This is a genomic window from Paenibacillus sp., assembly GCF_035645235.1.
Lineage (GTDB): Bacteria > Bacillota > Bacilli > Paenibacillales > YIM-B00363 > Paenibacillus_AE.
On record NZ_DASQMZ010000202.1, the window covers coordinates 20,089 to 37,395 of the forward strand.

20 protein-coding genes and 1 riboswitch are annotated in these 17,307 nt (G+C 62.9%); of the genes, 15 read left to right on the plus strand and 5 right to left on the minus strand.

Annotation, left to right across the window (positions count from 1 at the left end; genetic code table 11):
* The first annotated feature begins 106 nt into the window (after window positions 1–106).
* From VEZ38_RS18965 to VEZ38_RS19020, 12 genes are all read left to right on the plus strand, one after another.
* A complete protein-coding gene (locus VEZ38_RS18965; protein WP_324896309.1) occupies window positions 107–1,300 on the plus strand; it encodes an ATP-binding protein in 1,194 nt (397 codons plus the stop codon).
* A gap of 46 nt (window positions 1,301–1,346) precedes the next feature.
* A complete protein-coding gene (locus tag VEZ38_RS18970) occupies window positions 1,347–1,823 on the plus strand; it encodes a nucleoside deaminase (RefSeq protein ID WP_324896311.1) in 477 nt (158 codons plus the stop codon).
* A 256-nt stretch (window positions 1,824–2,079) separates the two neighbouring features.
* Window positions 2,080–2,183: riboswitch (cyclic di-GMP riboswitch) on the plus strand.
* 103 nt (window positions 2,184–2,286) lie between these two features.
* The gene (locus tag VEZ38_RS18975) at window positions 2,287–2,679 is read left to right on the plus strand and encodes a DUF192 domain-containing protein (protein WP_324896313.1); all 393 of its coding nucleotides are present in this window, start codon (window positions 2,287–2,289) and stop codon (window positions 2,677–2,679) included.
* On the plus strand, window positions 2,663–2,857 hold the full coding sequence (locus VEZ38_RS18980; RefSeq protein WP_324896314.1) for a Flp family type IVb pilin: 195 nt from the start codon (window positions 2,663–2,665) through the stop codon (window positions 2,855–2,857). The genes VEZ38_RS18975 and VEZ38_RS18980 overlap by 17 nt, the downstream gene beginning before the upstream one ends.
* A gap of 82 nt (window positions 2,858–2,939) precedes the next feature.
* Window positions 2,940–3,467 carry an A24 family peptidase gene (locus VEZ38_RS18985; protein WP_324896316.1) on the plus strand — a complete coding sequence of 176 codons (528 nt, stop codon included), beginning with the start codon at window positions 2,940–2,942 and terminating at the stop codon, window positions 3,465–3,467.
* Entirely contained in the window at window positions 3,464–3,865 is a 402-nt protein-coding gene (locus VEZ38_RS18990) for a TadE/TadG family type IV pilus assembly protein (RefSeq protein WP_324896318.1), read from the plus strand. The genes VEZ38_RS18985 and VEZ38_RS18990 overlap by 4 nt, the downstream gene beginning before the upstream one ends.
* 33 nt (window positions 3,866–3,898) lie before the next feature.
* The gene (locus tag VEZ38_RS18995) at window positions 3,899–4,834 is read left to right on the plus strand and encodes a pilus assembly protein TadG-related protein (protein WP_324896320.1); all 936 of its coding nucleotides are present in this window, start codon (window positions 3,899–3,901) and stop codon (window positions 4,832–4,834) included.
* Window positions 4,835–4,846: 12 nt separating this feature from the next.
* Window positions 4,847–5,542, plus strand: coding sequence for a Flp pilus assembly protein CpaB (gene cpaB, locus VEZ38_RS19000; protein WP_324896322.1), 696 nt, complete (start codon window positions 4,847–4,849; stop codon window positions 5,540–5,542).
* 22 nt (window positions 5,543–5,564) lie between these two features.
* A complete protein-coding gene (locus VEZ38_RS19005; protein ID WP_324896324.1) occupies window positions 5,565–6,392 on the plus strand; it encodes an AAA family ATPase in 828 nt (275 codons plus the stop codon).
* 45 nt (window positions 6,393–6,437) lie between these two features.
* The gene (locus VEZ38_RS19010) at window positions 6,438–7,886 is read left to right on the plus strand and encodes a CpaF family protein (RefSeq protein ID WP_324896326.1); all 1,449 of its coding nucleotides are present in this window, start codon (window positions 6,438–6,440) and stop codon (window positions 7,884–7,886) included.
* Window positions 7,883–8,860 carry a type II secretion system F family protein gene (locus tag VEZ38_RS19015; protein WP_324896328.1) on the plus strand — a complete coding sequence of 326 codons (978 nt, stop codon included), beginning with the start codon at window positions 7,883–7,885 and terminating at the stop codon, window positions 8,858–8,860. The genes VEZ38_RS19010 and VEZ38_RS19015 overlap by 4 nt, the downstream gene beginning before the upstream one ends.
* A gap of 4 nt (window positions 8,861–8,864) precedes the next feature.
* On the plus strand, window positions 8,865–9,812 hold the full coding sequence (locus VEZ38_RS19020; RefSeq protein ID WP_324896330.1) for a type II secretion system F family protein: 948 nt from the start codon (window positions 8,865–8,867) through the stop codon (window positions 9,810–9,812).
* 55 nt (window positions 9,813–9,867) lie between these two features.
* Here VEZ38_RS19020 and chrA read toward each other — a convergent pair whose 3' ends face one another.
* From chrA to VEZ38_RS19045, 5 genes are all read right to left on the minus strand, one after another.
* A complete protein-coding gene (gene chrA / locus VEZ38_RS19025; RefSeq protein ID WP_324896332.1) occupies window positions 9,868–11,076 on the minus strand; it encodes a chromate efflux transporter in 1,209 nt (402 codons plus the stop codon).
* Window positions 11,077–11,221: 145 nt separating this feature from the next.
* The gene (locus tag VEZ38_RS19030; protein WP_324896334.1) at window positions 11,222–12,145 is read right to left on the minus strand and encodes a rhodanese-related sulfurtransferase; all 924 of its coding nucleotides are present in this window, start codon (window positions 12,143–12,145) and stop codon (window positions 11,222–11,224) included.
* 103 nt (window positions 12,146–12,248) lie between these two features.
* Window positions 12,249–13,013 (minus strand): flagellar motor protein MotB, encoded by a 765-nt coding sequence (gene motB / locus VEZ38_RS19035; RefSeq protein ID WP_324896336.1) that lies wholly within the window; start codon window positions 13,011–13,013, stop codon window positions 12,249–12,251.
* The gene (gene motA, locus VEZ38_RS19040) at window positions 12,988–13,794 is read right to left on the minus strand and encodes a flagellar motor stator protein MotA (protein WP_324896338.1); all 807 of its coding nucleotides are present in this window, start codon (window positions 13,792–13,794) and stop codon (window positions 12,988–12,990) included. Before motA ends, motB begins: the two co-directional genes overlap by 26 nt.
* Window positions 13,795–13,935: 141 nt before the next feature.
* Window positions 13,936–14,454, minus strand: a complete 519-nt coding sequence (locus tag VEZ38_RS19045; protein WP_324896340.1) for a GNAT family N-acetyltransferase — start codon at window positions 14,452–14,454, stop codon at window positions 13,936–13,938.
* Between the two features lie 123 nt (window positions 14,455–14,577).
* On the opposite strand from VEZ38_RS19045, the gene VEZ38_RS19050 reads away from it, so the two are divergent.
* The 3 genes from VEZ38_RS19050 to VEZ38_RS19060 form a co-directional block, all read left to right on the plus strand.
* On the plus strand, window positions 14,578–15,435 hold the full coding sequence (locus VEZ38_RS19050) for a sulfurtransferase (protein WP_324896342.1): 858 nt from the start codon (window positions 14,578–14,580) through the stop codon (window positions 15,433–15,435).
* A gap of 259 nt (window positions 15,436–15,694) precedes the next feature.
* Window positions 15,695–16,825 carry a copper amine oxidase N-terminal domain-containing protein gene (locus VEZ38_RS19055; RefSeq protein ID WP_324896344.1) on the plus strand — a complete coding sequence of 377 codons (1,131 nt, stop codon included), beginning with the start codon at window positions 15,695–15,697 and terminating at the stop codon, window positions 16,823–16,825.
* A 20-nt stretch (window positions 16,826–16,845) separates the two neighbouring features.
* The coding region (locus VEZ38_RS19060; RefSeq protein WP_324896346.1) for a copper amine oxidase N-terminal domain-containing protein at window positions 16,846–17,307 on the plus strand (462 nt) is incomplete at its 3' end.

Genomic DNA, 17,307 nt, shown 5'->3' on the forward strand with positions numbered 1-17,307 from the left:
AGCATCTACGGATGATGTCTCTCCATGACCTGGCTTTTCCGCAAAACACGGGAGAGTTGGGTCTTTTTTCATGTTCGGGGCTAAATACGGGAGCGGGTGAGGCATAATGAAACCAGCGGGTATCGCGTTCGCGATCGCAGCCGTCGTCGCCATCGCGATCGACGGCTGGATGAGCGAGGCGTTAACAGGACACCCCCTTCAAGTATGGATATGGGCATCGAACGCTGCGATTTTCTTGGCGCTCGGGCTGCAAATCAGGAAACTGCGCCGGGACAAGCGATCGGCCGAGCGCGGAATGATGCGATTTACTCGGGAGGCCGTGAGTTTATACTCGCTTCAAGGCTTGCAGACGGACATGAACGAAGCGCAAGAGCGGCTTACCGGGTATGCCCGGCACGAAGCGCACGGCGCTACGTACCTGTTGTGGTTCCCGACGGATATGCGCGCGACGGCGCAAGCGGCGTTCGCGCTGGCGGTCGAGGGGAGGCCGCAGCACTTCGACGCGGTCTGCGTGCGCAAGGACGGCGCGCGGGTCGACGTCGAGGTGTCCTACGTACCGGTGCTGTCCGGCAGTCGGATCGTAGGCGTGTACGGCATTCTAAAGGACATCTCGGAGACGAAACGGAACCAGGAGCTGCTCCAGCAGTCGGACAAGCTGGCCGTCGTCGGCGAACTCGCCGCCGGCATCGCGCACGAAATTCGGAATCCGCTAACCAGCCTGAGAGGCTTCGTGCAGCTTGCGCATGAACAGAAGCCGTCGGCCTACACGGAAATTATGCTCTCCGAGCTGGACCGCATCCACGTCATCGCAAGCGAGCTGCTGCTGCTCGGCAAGCCCCAGGCGCTCGACGTCACCGACAAGAACGTAGCGACGCTGCTGGAAAGCATCTTGACGCTCGTGAATACGCAAGCGATTCTTCACAACGTGGAGATCGCGTTCGAACGGGAGCCGGACACCGAGGGGATCGCGGTGCGCTGCGAAGAGACGAAAATGAAGCAGGTGTTCCTTAACGTATTGAAAAATGCAGTGGAAGCGATGCCGAACGGGGGCGTCGTCACGATTCGGCTCGAACGGACGGGAGGGGACGTACATATCCGCATTTCCGATCAAGGCATCGGCATCCCTCGGGAGGAGTTGACGCGCCTTGGACAAGCGTTCTATACGACGAAAGAGAACGGCACCGGCCTCGGTCTCATGATCAGTTATAATATTATCGAGCAGCATGGCGGGCGCATGACGATCGAAAGCGAGGAGTCCGTCGGGACGACCGTGGACATTCGGCTTCCGATCGCCGACTGACGCCGGCTGACGCCTGCTGCGCAAACGGCGGCACAGGAGGAATTCGATGGGTACGGAGCAGGAACGATTTATGGAAGAGGCGATTCGGCTCGCGCTGCGCAACGTCGAGACCGGCAACGGCGGCCCGTTCGGTGCGGTTATCGTCAAGGACGGCCGCATCGTGGCATCCGGCGTGAACGAGGTGACGAAGAAGTCGGATCCGACGGCGCACGCGGAAGTGCAGGCGATCCGGGCAGCGTGCCGAACGCTGGGCACGTTCCAATTGTCGGATTGCGATTTGTATACGAGCTGCGAGCCGTGCCCGATGTGCATCGGCGCGATCTACTGGGCGCGGCCGAGGGCGGTATACTTCGCTTGTACGAAGGAGGAAGCGGCGGCGATCGCCTTCGACGATCAATTCATCTACGAGGAGCTCGCGAAGCCGCTGGAGGGGCGCCGGCTGCCGATGACGCGCATCACGCCGAACGAGTACCGTGCGCCTTTCGACGCATGGGCGGAGGCTGTGGACAAGATCGAGTATTAGTGGTTGGTACTTCTAAGATATGTAAGTAATTATATGACTCGCGACGCACGAAACGGCGGCGGCGAAGGGAAACGTCGGACGAGTAGGCTCTAGGGCCCACCTCGATTCGACTAGCCTTCGCCGCCGTCTTCGTTCCGGCGTAGTTCGTTCCGCTTGTTGCGCTTCGTTGGAAAAATAAACATTCAGGCATATAGCGGGCGAAGAAGAGTCCCGGCTATGATGAGGATGTCGCCAGATTCAGACAAGTTTCGCTGAATCTCGATAAAGGCAAAGCTGATGAAAATCAGCGGCGCAAAGCTACAGGGGCTAAGGCGCGCGGGACGAACCACGTTCTCGCCGTTATGCCAGCCAGTTACCGAAAGATCAGGGAGATTTGTTGCGGAAGCGCGTCGATACGCGCATAGCACAACCCTCCTTTCGGTACGGAAAGGCAGGGTTATTTTCATTGCCGGAGGTGAACGGTTTGCTGGAATTGCGGGATCGGGACACGGGAACGTTAATCGCCGGGCGCGTGGACGAAGCTTCGACCTTCTTCGCGAGGCTCCGGGGTTGGATGTTCACGGCGTCGCCGAAGGCCGATCGCGCGCTCCATATTACGCCCTGCCGTTCGGTGCACACGTTTTTCATGAAGTACCCGATCGACGTCCTCTACTTGGACGCGGCGGGAACCGTCGTCGGCATCGACGAGGCGCTGCGGCCGAACCGGCTCGGCAGCGTCGTCAAACAAGCCCGCTCGGTCGTCGAGCTGCCGGCGGGGCGCGTCCGCGAGACGCGGATCGCGCAAGGTCACCGGCTTGAATTCCAATTTACAGCCCATCGAGGCGAAGGAGACGATCCACATGATGAACAAATTTAAGGCGTTGCTTACGGACGAGCAGGGGCAAGGGTTGACGGAGTACGGTCTCGTGCTCGGCATCATCGCGGTGGCGGTCGTCGGGCTGATCGCGGCGTTCCGGAACGAAATTACGGCGATCTTCAATCAGGCGCTTACCGATATCCGCAGCCGCGGGACGCCGACGGAGCCGACGACGTAAAGCAGAGCGCTATTATATTGGTTCAGGAGCGGGGTCGGCGTATGAGGCGCGGGCCCTGTTTTTTCGCTAAGGGGGATGCGGGATGGAATGGAATTGGACGGATTTCGTCTTGATCGGCGTTCTTCTCGTATGCGCCGCGACGGACGCGGCCCGGAGGAAAATCTATAACGTCGTCGTGTTTCCCGCCCTGGCGCTGGCGGTCGCGGGGCATCTCGCGACGGGCGGGTGGGCGGCCGCGGGGCTGTCGATGCTCGGCCTGTTCGCCGGCCTGTCGCTTTTGCTTATCCCGTACCTGATGGGCGGTATGGGGGCGGGCGACGTGAAGCTGCTGGCCGTCGTCGGCGCGCTGAAGGGGGCGGCCTTCGCGGCGGACGCAGCGATTTATATGGCGCTGACGGGCTTTCTGCTCTCCGTCGTCTTCCTCTTGCCGCGGCCGGCGTTCAGGCGATTTCTCCTCTATGCGGCGTATACCGTCATCTCTTGGCGGCCCGGATCGAATCTCCGCGTGCCGCGGCACGGCGGCGCGCTGCATGCGACGATGCCGTACGGCATCGCCATCGCTTGCGGGGCGCTGGCGGCGTTGTTTTGGAGAGGGGTCGTGCAAGGATGAGGACGCATCTGCGCTGGCTGCGCGACGAGCGCGGGCAGTCGCTTACGGAATTCGCCTTAGTCGCGCCGCTCTTGCTGCTGCTCGTCTTCGGCATTTTGGATTTGGGGCGATACTTTTACGCGCATCTCTCGCTGCAGCTAACGGCGCAGGAGACGGTGCGGCTCGGCGGACTCGGCCGATCCGACGAGGAGCTTCGAACGTTCGCGGCCGCCCACTTCGGCACCGGCGGCGCTTCGGCGCTGACCGTGACGATCGAGCCGGGCGACGCGTCGCGCGACTCGGGCGATTACGTCACCGTTACGCTGGAGCAGCCGTTCGCGTTCGTAACGCCGCTGGCGAACGAGCTGCTGTCGACGGTCGCGAACGTCAGCGCAACGTCCACCATTCGAGTGGAATGAGGCGGGGAGTAAGCCCGCGGGAGGAGAGTTCGCATGGAACGGAATGACGGTTGGCGCCAGCGGCTGCCCGCGTTGGCGCGGGACGAACGGGGCAATGTCATCGCCCTGGTGTCCCTGTCGATGGTCGCGCTGCTCGCCTTCGCCGGCCTCGTGATCGACGGGGGCCTGCTCATGGCGACGCGGGCGCAGATGCAGAAGGCGGCGAATGCCGCCGCGCTGTCCGCGGCGCAAGAGCTTACGACGAGCGAGGCGGCGGTCGAGGCGGTCGCCGAGACGGTGTTGCATCGGCACGGGGAGCACGCGCACATGGATCGGCTGGAGGTGTCGATGCAGGACCGCGTGTACGTCGGCTTAACGGCCGAGGTGCCGCTCGGCTTCGCGGGCATCTTCGGCTTCGATGCCGCGCCCGTGTCGGTAGCCGCGATCGCGGAGCTCGGCCGGATGGGGTCGGCGATCGGGGCGGCGCCGCTCGGCATCGACGAGAGCATCCCGCTCGCGTACGGCGTGGAATACCGATTGAAGGTGGATAACACGATGTCGGAGACGGGTTATTTCGGCGTCTTGGCGCTCGGCGGTCCGGGGGCGGCGACCTATGAAGATAATTTGCGGTACGGGTATCAAGGCTGGCTCGGATTGAACGACGTCCTCGAAACTCAAACCGGCAACATCGCCGGGAAAACCCGCAGCAGCATCGCGGAGCGGCTGACGAACTGCCCGTATCCGGAGGGCGAGATGTTTCATCGCGATTGCCCGCGTATCCTGCTCGTGCCCGTCTACCGCCCTCATAGTTATGAATCGAAGCAATTGAAGGCCGTCGAAATTACCGGCTTCGCTTACTTTTACGTCACGAAGCCGATGGACCCGCACGACACGTACATCACCGGAAAATTCATTCAACGCGCCGGCACCGGCTTCGCCCGGCAAGAGGCGGCGGACAAAGGCGCGTTCGCGATCAGACTGACGGAGTAGGTGAAGGCAAGCATGCGAACGAAACTCGTATTGGCGCTCGCGATCGTGATGGGCATGGCGACCACGGTGCTGTTTTACAAATACATGAGCCGGTTTCAAGCGGAGGCCGCCGTCACCGAGGCGCTCGTCGACGTCGTCGTCGCCGCGGAGCCGATCGCGCGCAACGAGCGCATCGGCCGGGAGCAGCTGACGACGGCTCGCGTGCCGCAGCTCGGGCTGCACGAGAGCGCCTTGACGGATCCGGCCCTCGCGCAAGGGAAGCTGGCGGACGCGAACATCGCGGCCGGCGAGCCCATCCTCTCGCACCGGCTGAAGGACGAGAAGGACGAAGCGCTGTTCGTCTCCCGCAAGGTGGCGGAAGGCAAACGGGCGGTATCCGTAGGGGTGAACTTCGTGCAGACGGTATCCAACCTGATCGAGCCGGAGGACGTCGTGGACGTGCTTGCCAGCCGTCCCGGTCCGGACAACAAGATGACGACGGAGTTGTTGTACGAGGGCATCCGCGTGCTCGCCGTCGGGCGGCGCATGATCGAGAGCGACGAGGGCGATCTGTATGTCGAGTACAGCTCGGTGACGCTCGAGCTCGACCGGGATCAGGCAGTGCGGCTCGTCAACGCGGACGAGAACGGCAACATTCAGTTTACGCTGCATAGCCGGGTGAACCGCGAAGCTTCGGCTTCGGACGGGGCCGCGCCGGCGGCGGAATAGCGAGCGGAGAGGAGGAGCGCAGATGGGAGCGGAACCGATCAAGGGCACGGGCTTTCGCGGGGAGATGATCGCCGTCTGCAGCGCGAAGGGCGGCGTCGGACGAACGGTCGTGACGACGAATTTGGCGGTCGCCTTATCAAAAAGCAACATTAAGGTCGGCGTCATCGACGGAAGCTTGCAATTCGGGGACGTCTGCCTTGCGCTCGACCTGCATCCGACGTTTACGATGAAGGATGTCGTCGAGTCGATGGACACGCTCGACGCGTTCGGGTTAAGCAGCTTTCTCATGCATCATCCGAGCGGCGTGCGGGTGCTGGCGGGCCCGGAGCGTCCGGAATACGCGGATTTGGTAACGCCGGAGGCGCTTCAGACGATTTGCGACCTGATGCTGGCGCAGCACGATTACGTGCTTGTCGATACCGGCGTCGGATTGCAGGAGAAAAACCTGCATCTCGTCGAGAAGGCGGATCAGGTGATCGTGCTGACGAATTTGGAAATGGCGACGATGAAAAACACGAAGCTGCTGCTGGAGACGCTCGACCTGCTCGGCATGCGCGAGAAGGCGCAGCTCGTCGTGAACCGGGCGAACATGGAAAGCGTCATCTCGGCGAGCGACGTGCCGGACATTCTCGGGGCGGAGGTCGGCATGTATATTCCGAACCAGTTCCAGATCGTCTCGCAATCGCTCAATGTCGGCATTCCGTTCGTCGTCGGCCAAGGGAAGACGGACGTCGCGAAGGCGGTGTTCCGGATGGCGGACCAGCTTGTGTCGCGGCGGGAAATTTCGCTGTTCAAGCCGAAGACGCCGTCCTTGTTTCAGTCGTTGTTTTCGAAGCCGAAGCTCCAATAACGCTTGAGCGCATGCGAGCTTCGTACGGGAGGAGGAGAACGCTGCATGAGCCTGCTTGACCGCATTCAAGCGAGGCGCGCGGACGGGCCGCCGACGGCGGACGCCCCGGAAGCGGCCGAGACGGCGGAAAACGCGCGCGCGCCGAAGAAGGATTTGGTGGCGACGTTCCGCGAGCTGCGCGGCGCCGACGCTTCGGCTCGGCTTCCCCGGGGGAAGGAGGCGCAGCCGAAGGTAAATAAGCACCAGGAGCTGAAGAACCGGCTGCATAAGCAAATTCTCGAGGAGCTCCAGCAGGCTACCGTCGAGGAGCTGCTTCCGAAGCTGGACGCGATGGCGATCGAAATTATTAAAGACGACGAGACGTTCCGCGGCTCGATCGACCGGAAGAAGGTCGTCGACGAGCTGGCCAACGACTTGACGGGCTACGGGCCGATCAACCCGCTCCTGCTCGATCCCGACGTGAGCGAGGTCATGGTGAACGGGCCGGAGCAGGTGTACGTCGAGCGGAACGGCAAGCTGGAGCTGACCGGCGTCGCCTTCCGCGACAACGAGCACGTCATGAGCGTCGTGGAGCGCATCGTGGCGCCGATCGGCCGCCGCATCGACGAGTCGAGTCCGATGGTCGACGCGCGCTTGCCCGACGGCTCCCGCGTGAACGTCATCATTCCGCCGCTGGCGCTGAACGGGCCGACGATTACGATCCGTAAGTTTTCGCAGGATCCGTTCACCATGGAGGACTTGGTCGGCTTCGGCACGTTATCCGCGGAGATGGCTTCGTTCTTGGACGCCTGCGTGAAGGCGCGGCTGAACATCTTCGTCAGCGGGGGCACCGGCTCCGGGAAGACGACGACGCTGAACGTGCTGTCCGCCTGCATTCCGAGCGACGAACGCATCGTGACGATCGAGGACGCCGCGGAGCTGAAGCTTTGGCAGGAGCATGTCGTCTCGCTGGAGTCGAGGCCGCCGAACATCGAAGGCAAGGGCGCGATAACGATCCGCGACCTCGTCCGCAATTCGCTGCGGATGCGCCCCGAACGAATCGTTATCGGCGAGGTGCGAGGCGGGGAAGCGCTCGATATGCTGCAGGCGATGAATACGGGCCACGACGGCTCGCTCGCCACCGGCCACTCGAACAGCCCTCGGGACATGCTGTCGCGTCTGGAAACGATGGTGCTGATGGCGGGCATCGAGCTGCCGGTGAAGGCGATCCGCGAGCAGATCGCCGGCGCGATCGACCTCATCATACAGCAGTCGCGCCTGAAGGACGGATCCCGGAAAATTACCCACATCACCGAGGTGCAGGGGATGGAAGGCGATACGATCGTGCTGCAGGACATCTTCGTCTACGAGCAGCAGGGCATGGACGCGAGCGGGCGCATGATCGGGAAGCTGACGCCGACCGGCGTGCGGCCGAAGTTTTACGAGCGGCTGGAGACGTCCGGCATCTATATTCCGCCGACCGTCTTTATCGACCGAGAGGAGTGGGGCGCATGACGTTCGTCTTCGGCGCGACGGTGCTGCTGTTTTCGCTGACGGCCTTCTTCTTGTTTCTGTTTCTGTTTCAGTCGGTGCTGCTATCGGACCGCCGGCTGCAAAAGCGTATGAAGGCGTATTTGCAGACGGCTTCCGACGCGAAGAAGCCGCTCGACCGGCGGCGTTTCGATCTCTTCGTGCGTCTCCAAAGCTACAAACGCGCGGTGCGCGAGCGGGTGCTGACGAAGCAAAACAACGCGCGGCTCGAACGGGCGCTGCTCCGCGCGGGCTTGCCGCTGCGGCCCGAGGAGTTCGTGATGTTTCATTGGATCATCGCCGCCTTGACCGCCGGGCTCGGCGCGGCGCTGTTGTCGCATTGGGTGTTCGCCGTCATCGGCGGCGCGCTCGGCTATGCGCTGCCGCCGTGGTGGCTTCGCAAGAAGCAGGGCGACCGGCTGCGCGCGTTCAACGACGAGCTGCCGGATATGCTGTCCACGATGATCGGCAGCCTGCGGGCGGGCTTCAGCTTGGCGCAATCGCTCAAGACCGTCGTCGACGAGATGGACGAGCCGATTCGCTCCGAGATGGATACGGTGCTGAAGGAGATGCAATACGGGCATTCGATGGAGACGGCGTTCCAGTCGCTGAAGGAGCGGATGCCGAGCGAGGATTTGGAGCTGATGATTCAGGCGATCTTGATTCAAAAGCAGGTCGGCGGCAACTTGGCCGTCATCCTGGAAACGATCGTCGGCACGATCCGCGACCGCAATAAAATTCAGCGGCAGCTGAAGACGTTGACCGCGCAAGGCAAGCTGTCCGGGCTCGTCATCGGCTCGCTGCCGTTCGGACTCGGGGTGTTGATTTATTTGATGGAGCCCAAGCACATCGAAACGCTGTTCCATCATCCGGTCGGCATCGCGTTGCTGGCGGCCGGTTTCTTGTCCGGTACGATCGGCTTCGTATTAATTCGTAAGGTGACTACGATCGAGGTGTAGAGCGATGGCGATGTTGTGCGCGGCGTTATTCGTGACGGTGACGTTGACGATATACGGACTGTATTTGGTGCCTCATGAGCGGAAACAACGCGTGAAGCAGCGGCTGTCGCGCCTCTCGCTCGACGGGCCGGCCGCCGAGCCCGCGCCGGCGGACGAAGCGCGCGGCCCCGGGCCGATCCGCCGGCTGCTGCACGGAGCGGGCTTGCGGCTTCGGCGCCGGTTCCGCAGGCGGATGGACGAGCGAAAGCAGGAGCGGCTCGAGACGCTGCTATTGCGGGCGGGACGACCGATGCAGATGACGCCGGTCGAATTCCGGCTGCTGCAGCTCGCGGCGATGGTCGCGGTGCCGGGACTGACCGGCGCCTATGCGTGGTTTTTACTGCGAGGCGGGTTCGGAACGACGGCGCTGCTGACGATGCTCGGCGCGCTTGCCGCTTGGCGGCTGCCCTACCTGTACCTCGGGGGAAAGGCGAAGAAGCGCGCGAAGCAGGCGCTTCGCGAGCTGCCGGACGTCTTGGATTTATTGACGGTCAGCCTCGAGGCCGGGCTCGGCTTCGATGCGGCGCTCGGCAAGCTCGTCTCCAAGAAGAGCGGGGTGCTCGCCGACGAGTTTTACCGTTGCCTCGAGGAAATTCGACTCGGACGCACGCGCCGGGAAGCGCTGCTCGGGCTGCGGGAGCGGGTGGGGCTCGACGAGATGCGTACGCTGGTCAGCAGCATTCTGCAGGCAGAGAAGCTCGGCATCGGCCTCGTACAGGTGCTCCGCGTCCAATCGGCCGAGCTGCGCGACCGCCGAAAGCAGCGGGCGGAGGAAGCGGCGATGAAAGCGCCGATCAAGATGCTGTTCCCGCTTGTCTTATTCGTATTCCCATGCCTGTTCATCGTGCTGCTCGGCCCGGTGCTCATTCAATTCATGGATACGTTCGGCGCCTCCGGCGGCGGGATGCCGTAACGCCGGCTCGGCCGAACCGTCCGACGGACGGGCGGTCAGGCGGTCAGGTTGGCGGCTACCAGCCATAGACGGCAGCGCCGGTCGCGGCCGCGATCGCGACGAGCGCCCAGGGCGGCAGCTTCCAAAAGACGATGAAGACGAACAACGAAGATGCGACCGCGAAGTCGACCGGCGTCCGAACCGCGCCCAGGAAGAGCGGGTCGAACAGCGCCGCGAGCAGCAGGCCGACGACTGCGGCGTTAATGCCGTAAGCGGCTTGCGCGACCGCCTTCGTACGGCGGAGCGATTGCCAGAACGGCAGCGCGCCGAGCACGAGCAGATAGCCCGGCAGGAACACCGCGGCCGTCGCGATCGCCGCGCCGAGCCAGCCGTAAGCGGACGCGCCGAGGTACGAGGCGAACGTGAAGAGCGGTCCGGGCATCGCCTGCGTAGCCGCGTAGCCGGCGGCGAACGCGTCGGGCGTCGCCCAGCCGTTCGGCACGACTTCGCGTTCGAGGAGCGGCATGACGACATGGCCGCCGCCGAAGACGAGCGCGCCGGCGCGGTAGAAGCTCTCGAAGAGCGAGAAGAGCGGGGATAGCGCGCCGGCTTCGCGAGCGAGCGGCAGCCCGATCAGCAGGGCGCCGAATCCGACAAGGAGCGCCGCTCCCGTCTTGCGGCCGGTCGGCGCAATCGGCGACGGGGTCGCGGCGGATTCGTTCGCTTGCGCGTGCTCCGCCGCCGTGCTCCGGCGTTGCAACGCCCATCCGACCGCGCCGGCCGCGACGATCGCGGCCGCTTGCACCCAGGCGTAAGGGAGCAGCAGGACGGCGGCCGCCGTCGCGACGAGCAGCGTCGCCCGCGGCCTATCCGGGGCGAGCGTGCGCGCCATGCCGAGCACCGCCGACGCGACGATCGCCGTCGCGGCCAGCTCGAGCCCCTGCATCCAGCCCGCCGAAGCGAGACCCGGCACCGATCTGTACGCGTACGCGAACGCCGCCATGATCGCCGCCGACGGCAGCGTAAAGCCGAGCCATGCGGCGATCGAACCGAGCCAGCCGGCGCGGAGCCAGCCGATCGCGATGCCGACCTGGCTGCTGGCCGGCCCCGGCAGCAGCTGGCACAGCGCCACCAAATCGGCGAAGCTCTCTTCGTCCAGCCATTTCTTCTTCTTCACGTATTCCTCTCGGAAATAACCGATATGCGCCGTCGGTCCGCCGAACGACAGAAGCCCCAGCTTCAAGGCGGTCCAGAACGACGGCCACCATCCCGATCTCGTTTTCACCGATACGATCCCTTCCTCTCGGAAGCATTCTATCACAACCTCGCGACGGAAACGTCAACGCGGTGTAAAATCCCGCGCGCCCTGCGAAACGCGAAAACGGGGCTGCGACAAGAGGCGTACAGCCTCTCGAAGCAACCCCGTCCCGTCAGTTCGCGCGGGACGCTTGCAGCGCCGCGTCCTTCTCTTCGCACGCTTCGGAGCAATAGCCGGATTTGGCCTCCTCGCATGCGTCGCACACAATGTGATGGTGATGGCAGAAATCGTACGTACAGTTAATATATTTCTCCGACGGCGTTCCGCAGTGGAGACATTTGCCGACGACCGTTTGCTCTTCCGTCTGATTGACCGGCACGGTGATCCGCTCGTCGAACACGTACAGCTTGCCGTCCCACAGCCGACCCTTCACTTCGGGGTCTTTCCCGTACGTCACGACGCCGCCTTCCAACTGGCTCACGTCTTGGAACCCTTCCCGCAGCAGGAAGCCGGAAAGCTTCTCGCAGCGAATGCCGCCCGTGCAATACGTCAGGATCTTCTTATCCTTGTATTGCGACAGGTTGTTCCGAATCCACTCCGGAAACTCGCGGAACGACTCCACCTCGGGGCGGATCGCGCCGCGGAAATGCCCGACGTCGTATTCGTAGTCGTTGCGGCCGTCGAGGACGATAACGTCCTCCTGCTGCAGCGCCTCCATAAATTCTTTCGGCTTCAGTTTCCGTCCGGTCAGCTCGTTCGGGTTAATATCGTCCTCGAGCCGGAACGTGACGAGCTCCGAACGCGGCCGAACGAACATCTTCTTGAACGCGTGCCCGTCCGCTTCGTCGACCTTGAACACCATATCGGAAAACCGCGGGTCGGCATGCATATGCTCCATGTACGCCTGCGTTTGCTCCACGGTGCCGGAGACGGTGCCGTTAATCCCTTCCCTCGCGACGAGAATGCGCCCCTTCAGCTCGAGCGCTTTGCAAAAGGCGAGGTGCTCCTTCGCGTACTCCTCGGGATTTTCGATCGTAACGTATTTATAGTAAAGCAGCACGCGATACGGTTTATTCGATTGATTCGCTTGATCCATGCGGATTTCACACCTTTTTCAGAAAAAGTTTGCATCGCTCCTATGATACCACAGCCGCGTCCGCCGACACAAAAGCCCCGCTCGCGCGGGGCTCGGGGCGACGCTATTGGATGTTTCGGACGATCGACACCTCGACTCGTCGGTTTTCCGCTCGGCCCTCCGCCGTATCGTTCGTGGCGACCGGCTTATGCTCGCCGTACCCGACGCTCGAAAACCGTTCTTCCCCGACGTTCGGATTTTCCAGCAGCACCGCCATGAACGAGAGCGCTCGCTCAGCGCTGAGGTGAAAGTTGGACGGGAATTGCGACGTGTTGATCGGGACATTGTCGGTATGCCCCGCCACGACTACCTCGTAGTCTCGATATTGCTCGAGCAGCTGGGAGATCGTCGCCGCAAGCGCCCTAGATTCGGGCTTCAGCTGAGCGCTGCCGGAGGCGAACAGCGTGTTGTCGCTGATCGTAATTTTCAGCTGCTGGTTATCGAGCTTCGTCTCGAGCTGCGTCGTCAGGCCGTTCTCTTCGATGAAGCGGTCGATCTTGCGCTTGAGCTCCATGAGCTGCTCGGTTTCGCGCTGCTGCTGCTCCAGCTCCTGCTGGCTCTGCTCGTCTTGCTCTTCTTTGCCTTTGTTGTCGACGCCGACGCTGTCGTTGCTCGGCACCGGGGAGACGTTCTCCATGAAGCTCGGGCCGCCGGCCAGCGCCGCCTGGAACGACATCTTGATCTGCTCGAATTTCTTCTGGTCGATCTGGCTGGACGCGAACAAGACGATGAACAACGCGAGAAGTAGCGTGAGCAAGTCGGCGTACGGGATCAGCCACGATTCGTCGATATGCTCTTCGTGATCATGCTTGCGCTGTTTTTTGCTCACCGGCCGCTTCTCCCTTCTGCTCCGCCGCCCGCTCCGTCGGAGTGAGGTAGACGGATAGCTTCTGGCTGATGGCTACGGTGGAGACGCCGGATTGGATCGAGAGGAGCCCCTCGACCATCATCGTCTTCAGCTCGATTTCCTGCTTGGAGAAGCGCTTGAGCTTATTGGCCATCGGGTGCCACAGCACGTAGCCGGTGAAAATACCGAGCAGCGTCGCGATGAACGCCGCGGCGATCGAGTGGCCGAGCTTCTCGATATCGGACAAGTTGCCGAGCGCCGCGACGAGCCCGACGACGGCCCCGAGCACGCCGAGCGTCGGCGCGTAGGTGCCGGCTTGCGTAAAGATCAGCGCGCCCGACTTATGGCGTTCCTCGATCGCATGCACTTCTTCCATCAGGACGTCGTGCACGAAATCCTGATCGTTGCCGTCGATAATCATCCGCATGCCGTTGCGGAGGAACGGCTCTTCGATTTCGTCGACTTTGCCTTCGAGCGCGAGCAGCCCTTCGCGGCGCGTGATCGTCGCCCACTCCATGAACATCCGAATGATTTCCGTCTTGCCGATTTGCTTCTGACCCAGGAACGCGATCTTGAACAGCTTCGGCACGCGCTTGAGCTCGGACATCGGGAACGCGATGATGATCGTCGACGCCGTCCCGCCGAATATGATCAAATATGCCGGGATATTGACCAGGTTGGAAAGCGGCGCGCCCTTGAGCGCCATCCCGACGAATACCGAGACGATCGCCAATAGCAGGCCTATAAACGTTGACTTCTCCATGTCAAGACACGCTCCTCTACCATATGTACAGCTATTCTCTTATATTATCGTAACTTCCGACACGATGAAAGAATCTACGTTAAATATCGGCAGCATTCGACGAATCTTGTAGAGTCGGCCTTCGCCGGCGGCATGGTAGATTTAGGGTGCGCCGCCTTCGCCGCGCCAGGTCATGCTGCAGACCGGAAGGAGCTCTTGCCCGCGCACGGGCAGCGCGTATTCGTCCGTTACGGCAAAACCGGCGCGCTCGTACGCCTTCCGCGCGCGCACGTTGCCCGCCGCGACCTCGAGTTCGATCCGGGCGCCGGGATGAAGGCGCGCGGTTTCGCGCGCGAGGAACGCCGCGAAGCCGGCGCCCCGACCGGCGCCGCACAAGTCCGGGCGCAAGCCGAGCCCGAGGCGGATGACGGCCCCGCCGGCCTCGTCGACCATCGGCAGCCATTGCACAAAGCCGACGAAGTCCCCCTCCCGCCGGACGGCCCGATAATGTTTGGCGCGCAATGCCGGATCGGCGAAGTCGCGCCCTTCGGCGACGGCTCGCTCCCAATCGGGCCATTGATAGATGTCATAGGGGGCGGGATACCGCCAGCCGCAAATCGCGGCGGCGTCCGCTTCGCGCAACGGCTCGAGCGCGTAATTCGGGTCAGGGGGAGGGGGCATGGCGGGCAGCGCTCCTTCATTATCAGAATATTACAGTTTTATTATAATCCGCGGACGACTCTTCTCATGGCGGCAGCCTATCTGTTACTATAGCAGAAAGCGCTTGACGAAAGGGTGTAGTGGATGCGACATGTCGTTAGCCCCGCGAAGGGGTACGCGAAGTGGGAAGGACGCGAGGCGACGTTCGTCGATTGCCGTTTCGCTTTGGGACAGCCGCAATCGGGATTCGACGCTTATGCGACGGAACACATCCCGGGCGCCTACTACTTAGATTTGGAAAAGGATCTCTCCGCGCCGAAGCGCGAGGACGGCGCCGGCGGCCGGCATCCGCTGCCGGAGGTCGACGCGCTCGCTCGGGTCTTGGAGCGCATCGGCGTCTCGAACGGCCGCTGCGTCGTCGCGTACGACGATCAAGGCGGCGCGATGGCGTCCCGGCTGTGGTGGCTGCTCGCCTATCTGGGTCATGACGAGGCGTATGTGCTCGACGGCGGCTTCGCCGCGTGGAAGCGGGCCGGGTATCCGACCGCGAGCGGCGTCGAGCCGCTGCCCGAAGAAGCCGGGCGATTCGAACCGCGGGTGCGCGCCGATTGGGTCGTCACGGCGGACGACATCGCCGCGAGGCGCGACGCGATCTCCGCCGGCCGCGTCGTGCTGCTCGATTCCCGGGAGGAGTCTCGTTACCGGGGCCTCTCGGAGCCGATCGACAAGGTGGCGGGCCACATTCCGGGCGCGCGTCATTCGTTCTGGAAGGCGAATCTCGACGCCGAAGGCCGCTTTCGTACGGTGAAGGAGCAGATGCAGCGCTTCGAGCCGCTGCAGGGCGCGGAGGAGATTATCGTGTATTGCGGTTCCGGCGTGACGGCTTGCCCGAACGTGCTGGCGCTGCGGGAAGTCGGCTTTACGAACGTAAAACTGTACGCGGGCAGCTGGAGCGATTGGATAAGCGATGACTCGCGCCCGATCGCGACGGGAAACGGGTGAAAGCCGAAAGACGAATATAGTATTTGATTATGGATACAGAGCACGGTGAACTCAAACCCGTCGCTCTGTATTTTTTTTATGGCCCGAAGTCAACGCGGGGCCGACATACAGCTGAGAGGAGAGACCGCCGCAGTTTGAGAGCCGCCCGAAAAGAATGCGCTCCTAGGGTTTTATTTATAACGGCTATGAAGTGTAAGATTTTTGTAAGGAGCCCATGGTTTGATAGAAGTATAGGAAATCGGGAGGGACGTGATCTGACATGAACATGGGGCAAAGGCTTCTATTCGTCAAGGTTTTGACGGCGGGCGTTCTGCTTTATGCTACAGGCGCGCACGCCGCCGAGCAGTGGTCGACGGATTTGTGGACGGAGGAGGACGAGGCGCCGGGCGGCGAGAGTTCAACCTCGGATTGGGATTGGTGGCAAGACGACGGGGCGTCCGACGGGGGCGCTCAGCAGGGAGGGGGCTCCGGATCGGGATTGTGGTCGGAGGAGCTATGGAGCGACCCTAAGCCGGGGACTCCCCAGCCTGCGGAACCCAAGCCTGCGGAGCCGGAGCCGACAACGCCGCCTCCGGCCGGGCCTATTCCCGACCCGAAGCATACGATTACGATGCAGATCGGCAGCTCGAAGGCGGTCGTGCGCGGCGCGGAGACGGAGCTGAGCGTTCCGCCCTTCACGATCAACGGCCGGGCGATGATTCCGCTGCGCTTCATCGGCGAGGCGCTGCAGACGGAGGTCTCGTGGTCCGACAAGGAGCAGAAGGTGACGCTTGAGGGGAATGGAAAGAAAGCGGAGCTGTGGGTGGGCCGGAACGAGGCGGTATGGAACGGCGGACGGATGCAGCTCGACTTCCCGCCCATGGTACTCAACGGCACGACGCTCGTTCCGCTGCGGTTCGTCGGCGAGTTCTTCGGGTATCAAGTGAACTTCGAGAGCGCAACCCAGGCGATTACGATCGTGGGGGCGGGGGAGCCGAAGTCGCCGCAGCCGAGTGATCCGCCGCCGGAGGAGCCGGAGGAGCCGCAGCCGGAGCAGCCGGAGACGCCGGAAGTGCCGGAGGCGCTCGCCCCCTTCCTCGGTCGATGGGAGCTGCGGATGGACGGTTTGCAGGGCGGGATGCTCATGGGACGGCTCATCGTCGACGCGGACGGCACCTACGCCATCGCCACTGCCGGAAACCCGGTCGTCGCGGGCACATGGCGGCCCGCCGAGAAGGACGAAGTGATCGGCCAGTCCCGAGCGCTCATTCTGCAGGGAGGTCCGAACGACGTAGATTGGGTCATGATTCCGAAGAAGGACGGCATCGTCAGCGTTCGGTACCAGCAAGGCTACACGGGACAAACGAAAATTTGGTTCGAATATTCGCTCGGCGTCCGAGCGGCGGAATGAGGATCGGGAGGGCGAGACGGATGGGGAAGCATTTCCAGAAGAAGAAGTGGATGTTTGCGGTGCCGGCGCTGACGTTGGCGTTCGCGGCTCCGGCCGGGGCAGCCGAGCCGTGGTCGTCTGCGGACTACACGGAAGCGTGGTCAACCCCGACCTATACGGAGCAGTGGAGCGTCGAACCGGAGAAGCAGGACGCGCAATCGCCGGCGGCGCTTCCCCAGACGGAGCCGAGCGGGTGGATCGACCCCTCCGCGCTAGAGGGGCCGCCGACGGTGCCGTCGGTATATATTAAGCTGCAAATCGATAGCAAGAGAGCGGTGATCGGCGGCGAGGAGCGAACGCTCGACGCGGCGCCGACGGTCACGGGAGGACGGACGATGGTGCCGTTTCGCTTCCTTGGCGAGGCGCTGCAGGCATCGGTCGAGTGGGACCCCGCGGCGCGGCGCATTACCTTGTCCCTGGGAGACGAGTCGATCGTGCTTACG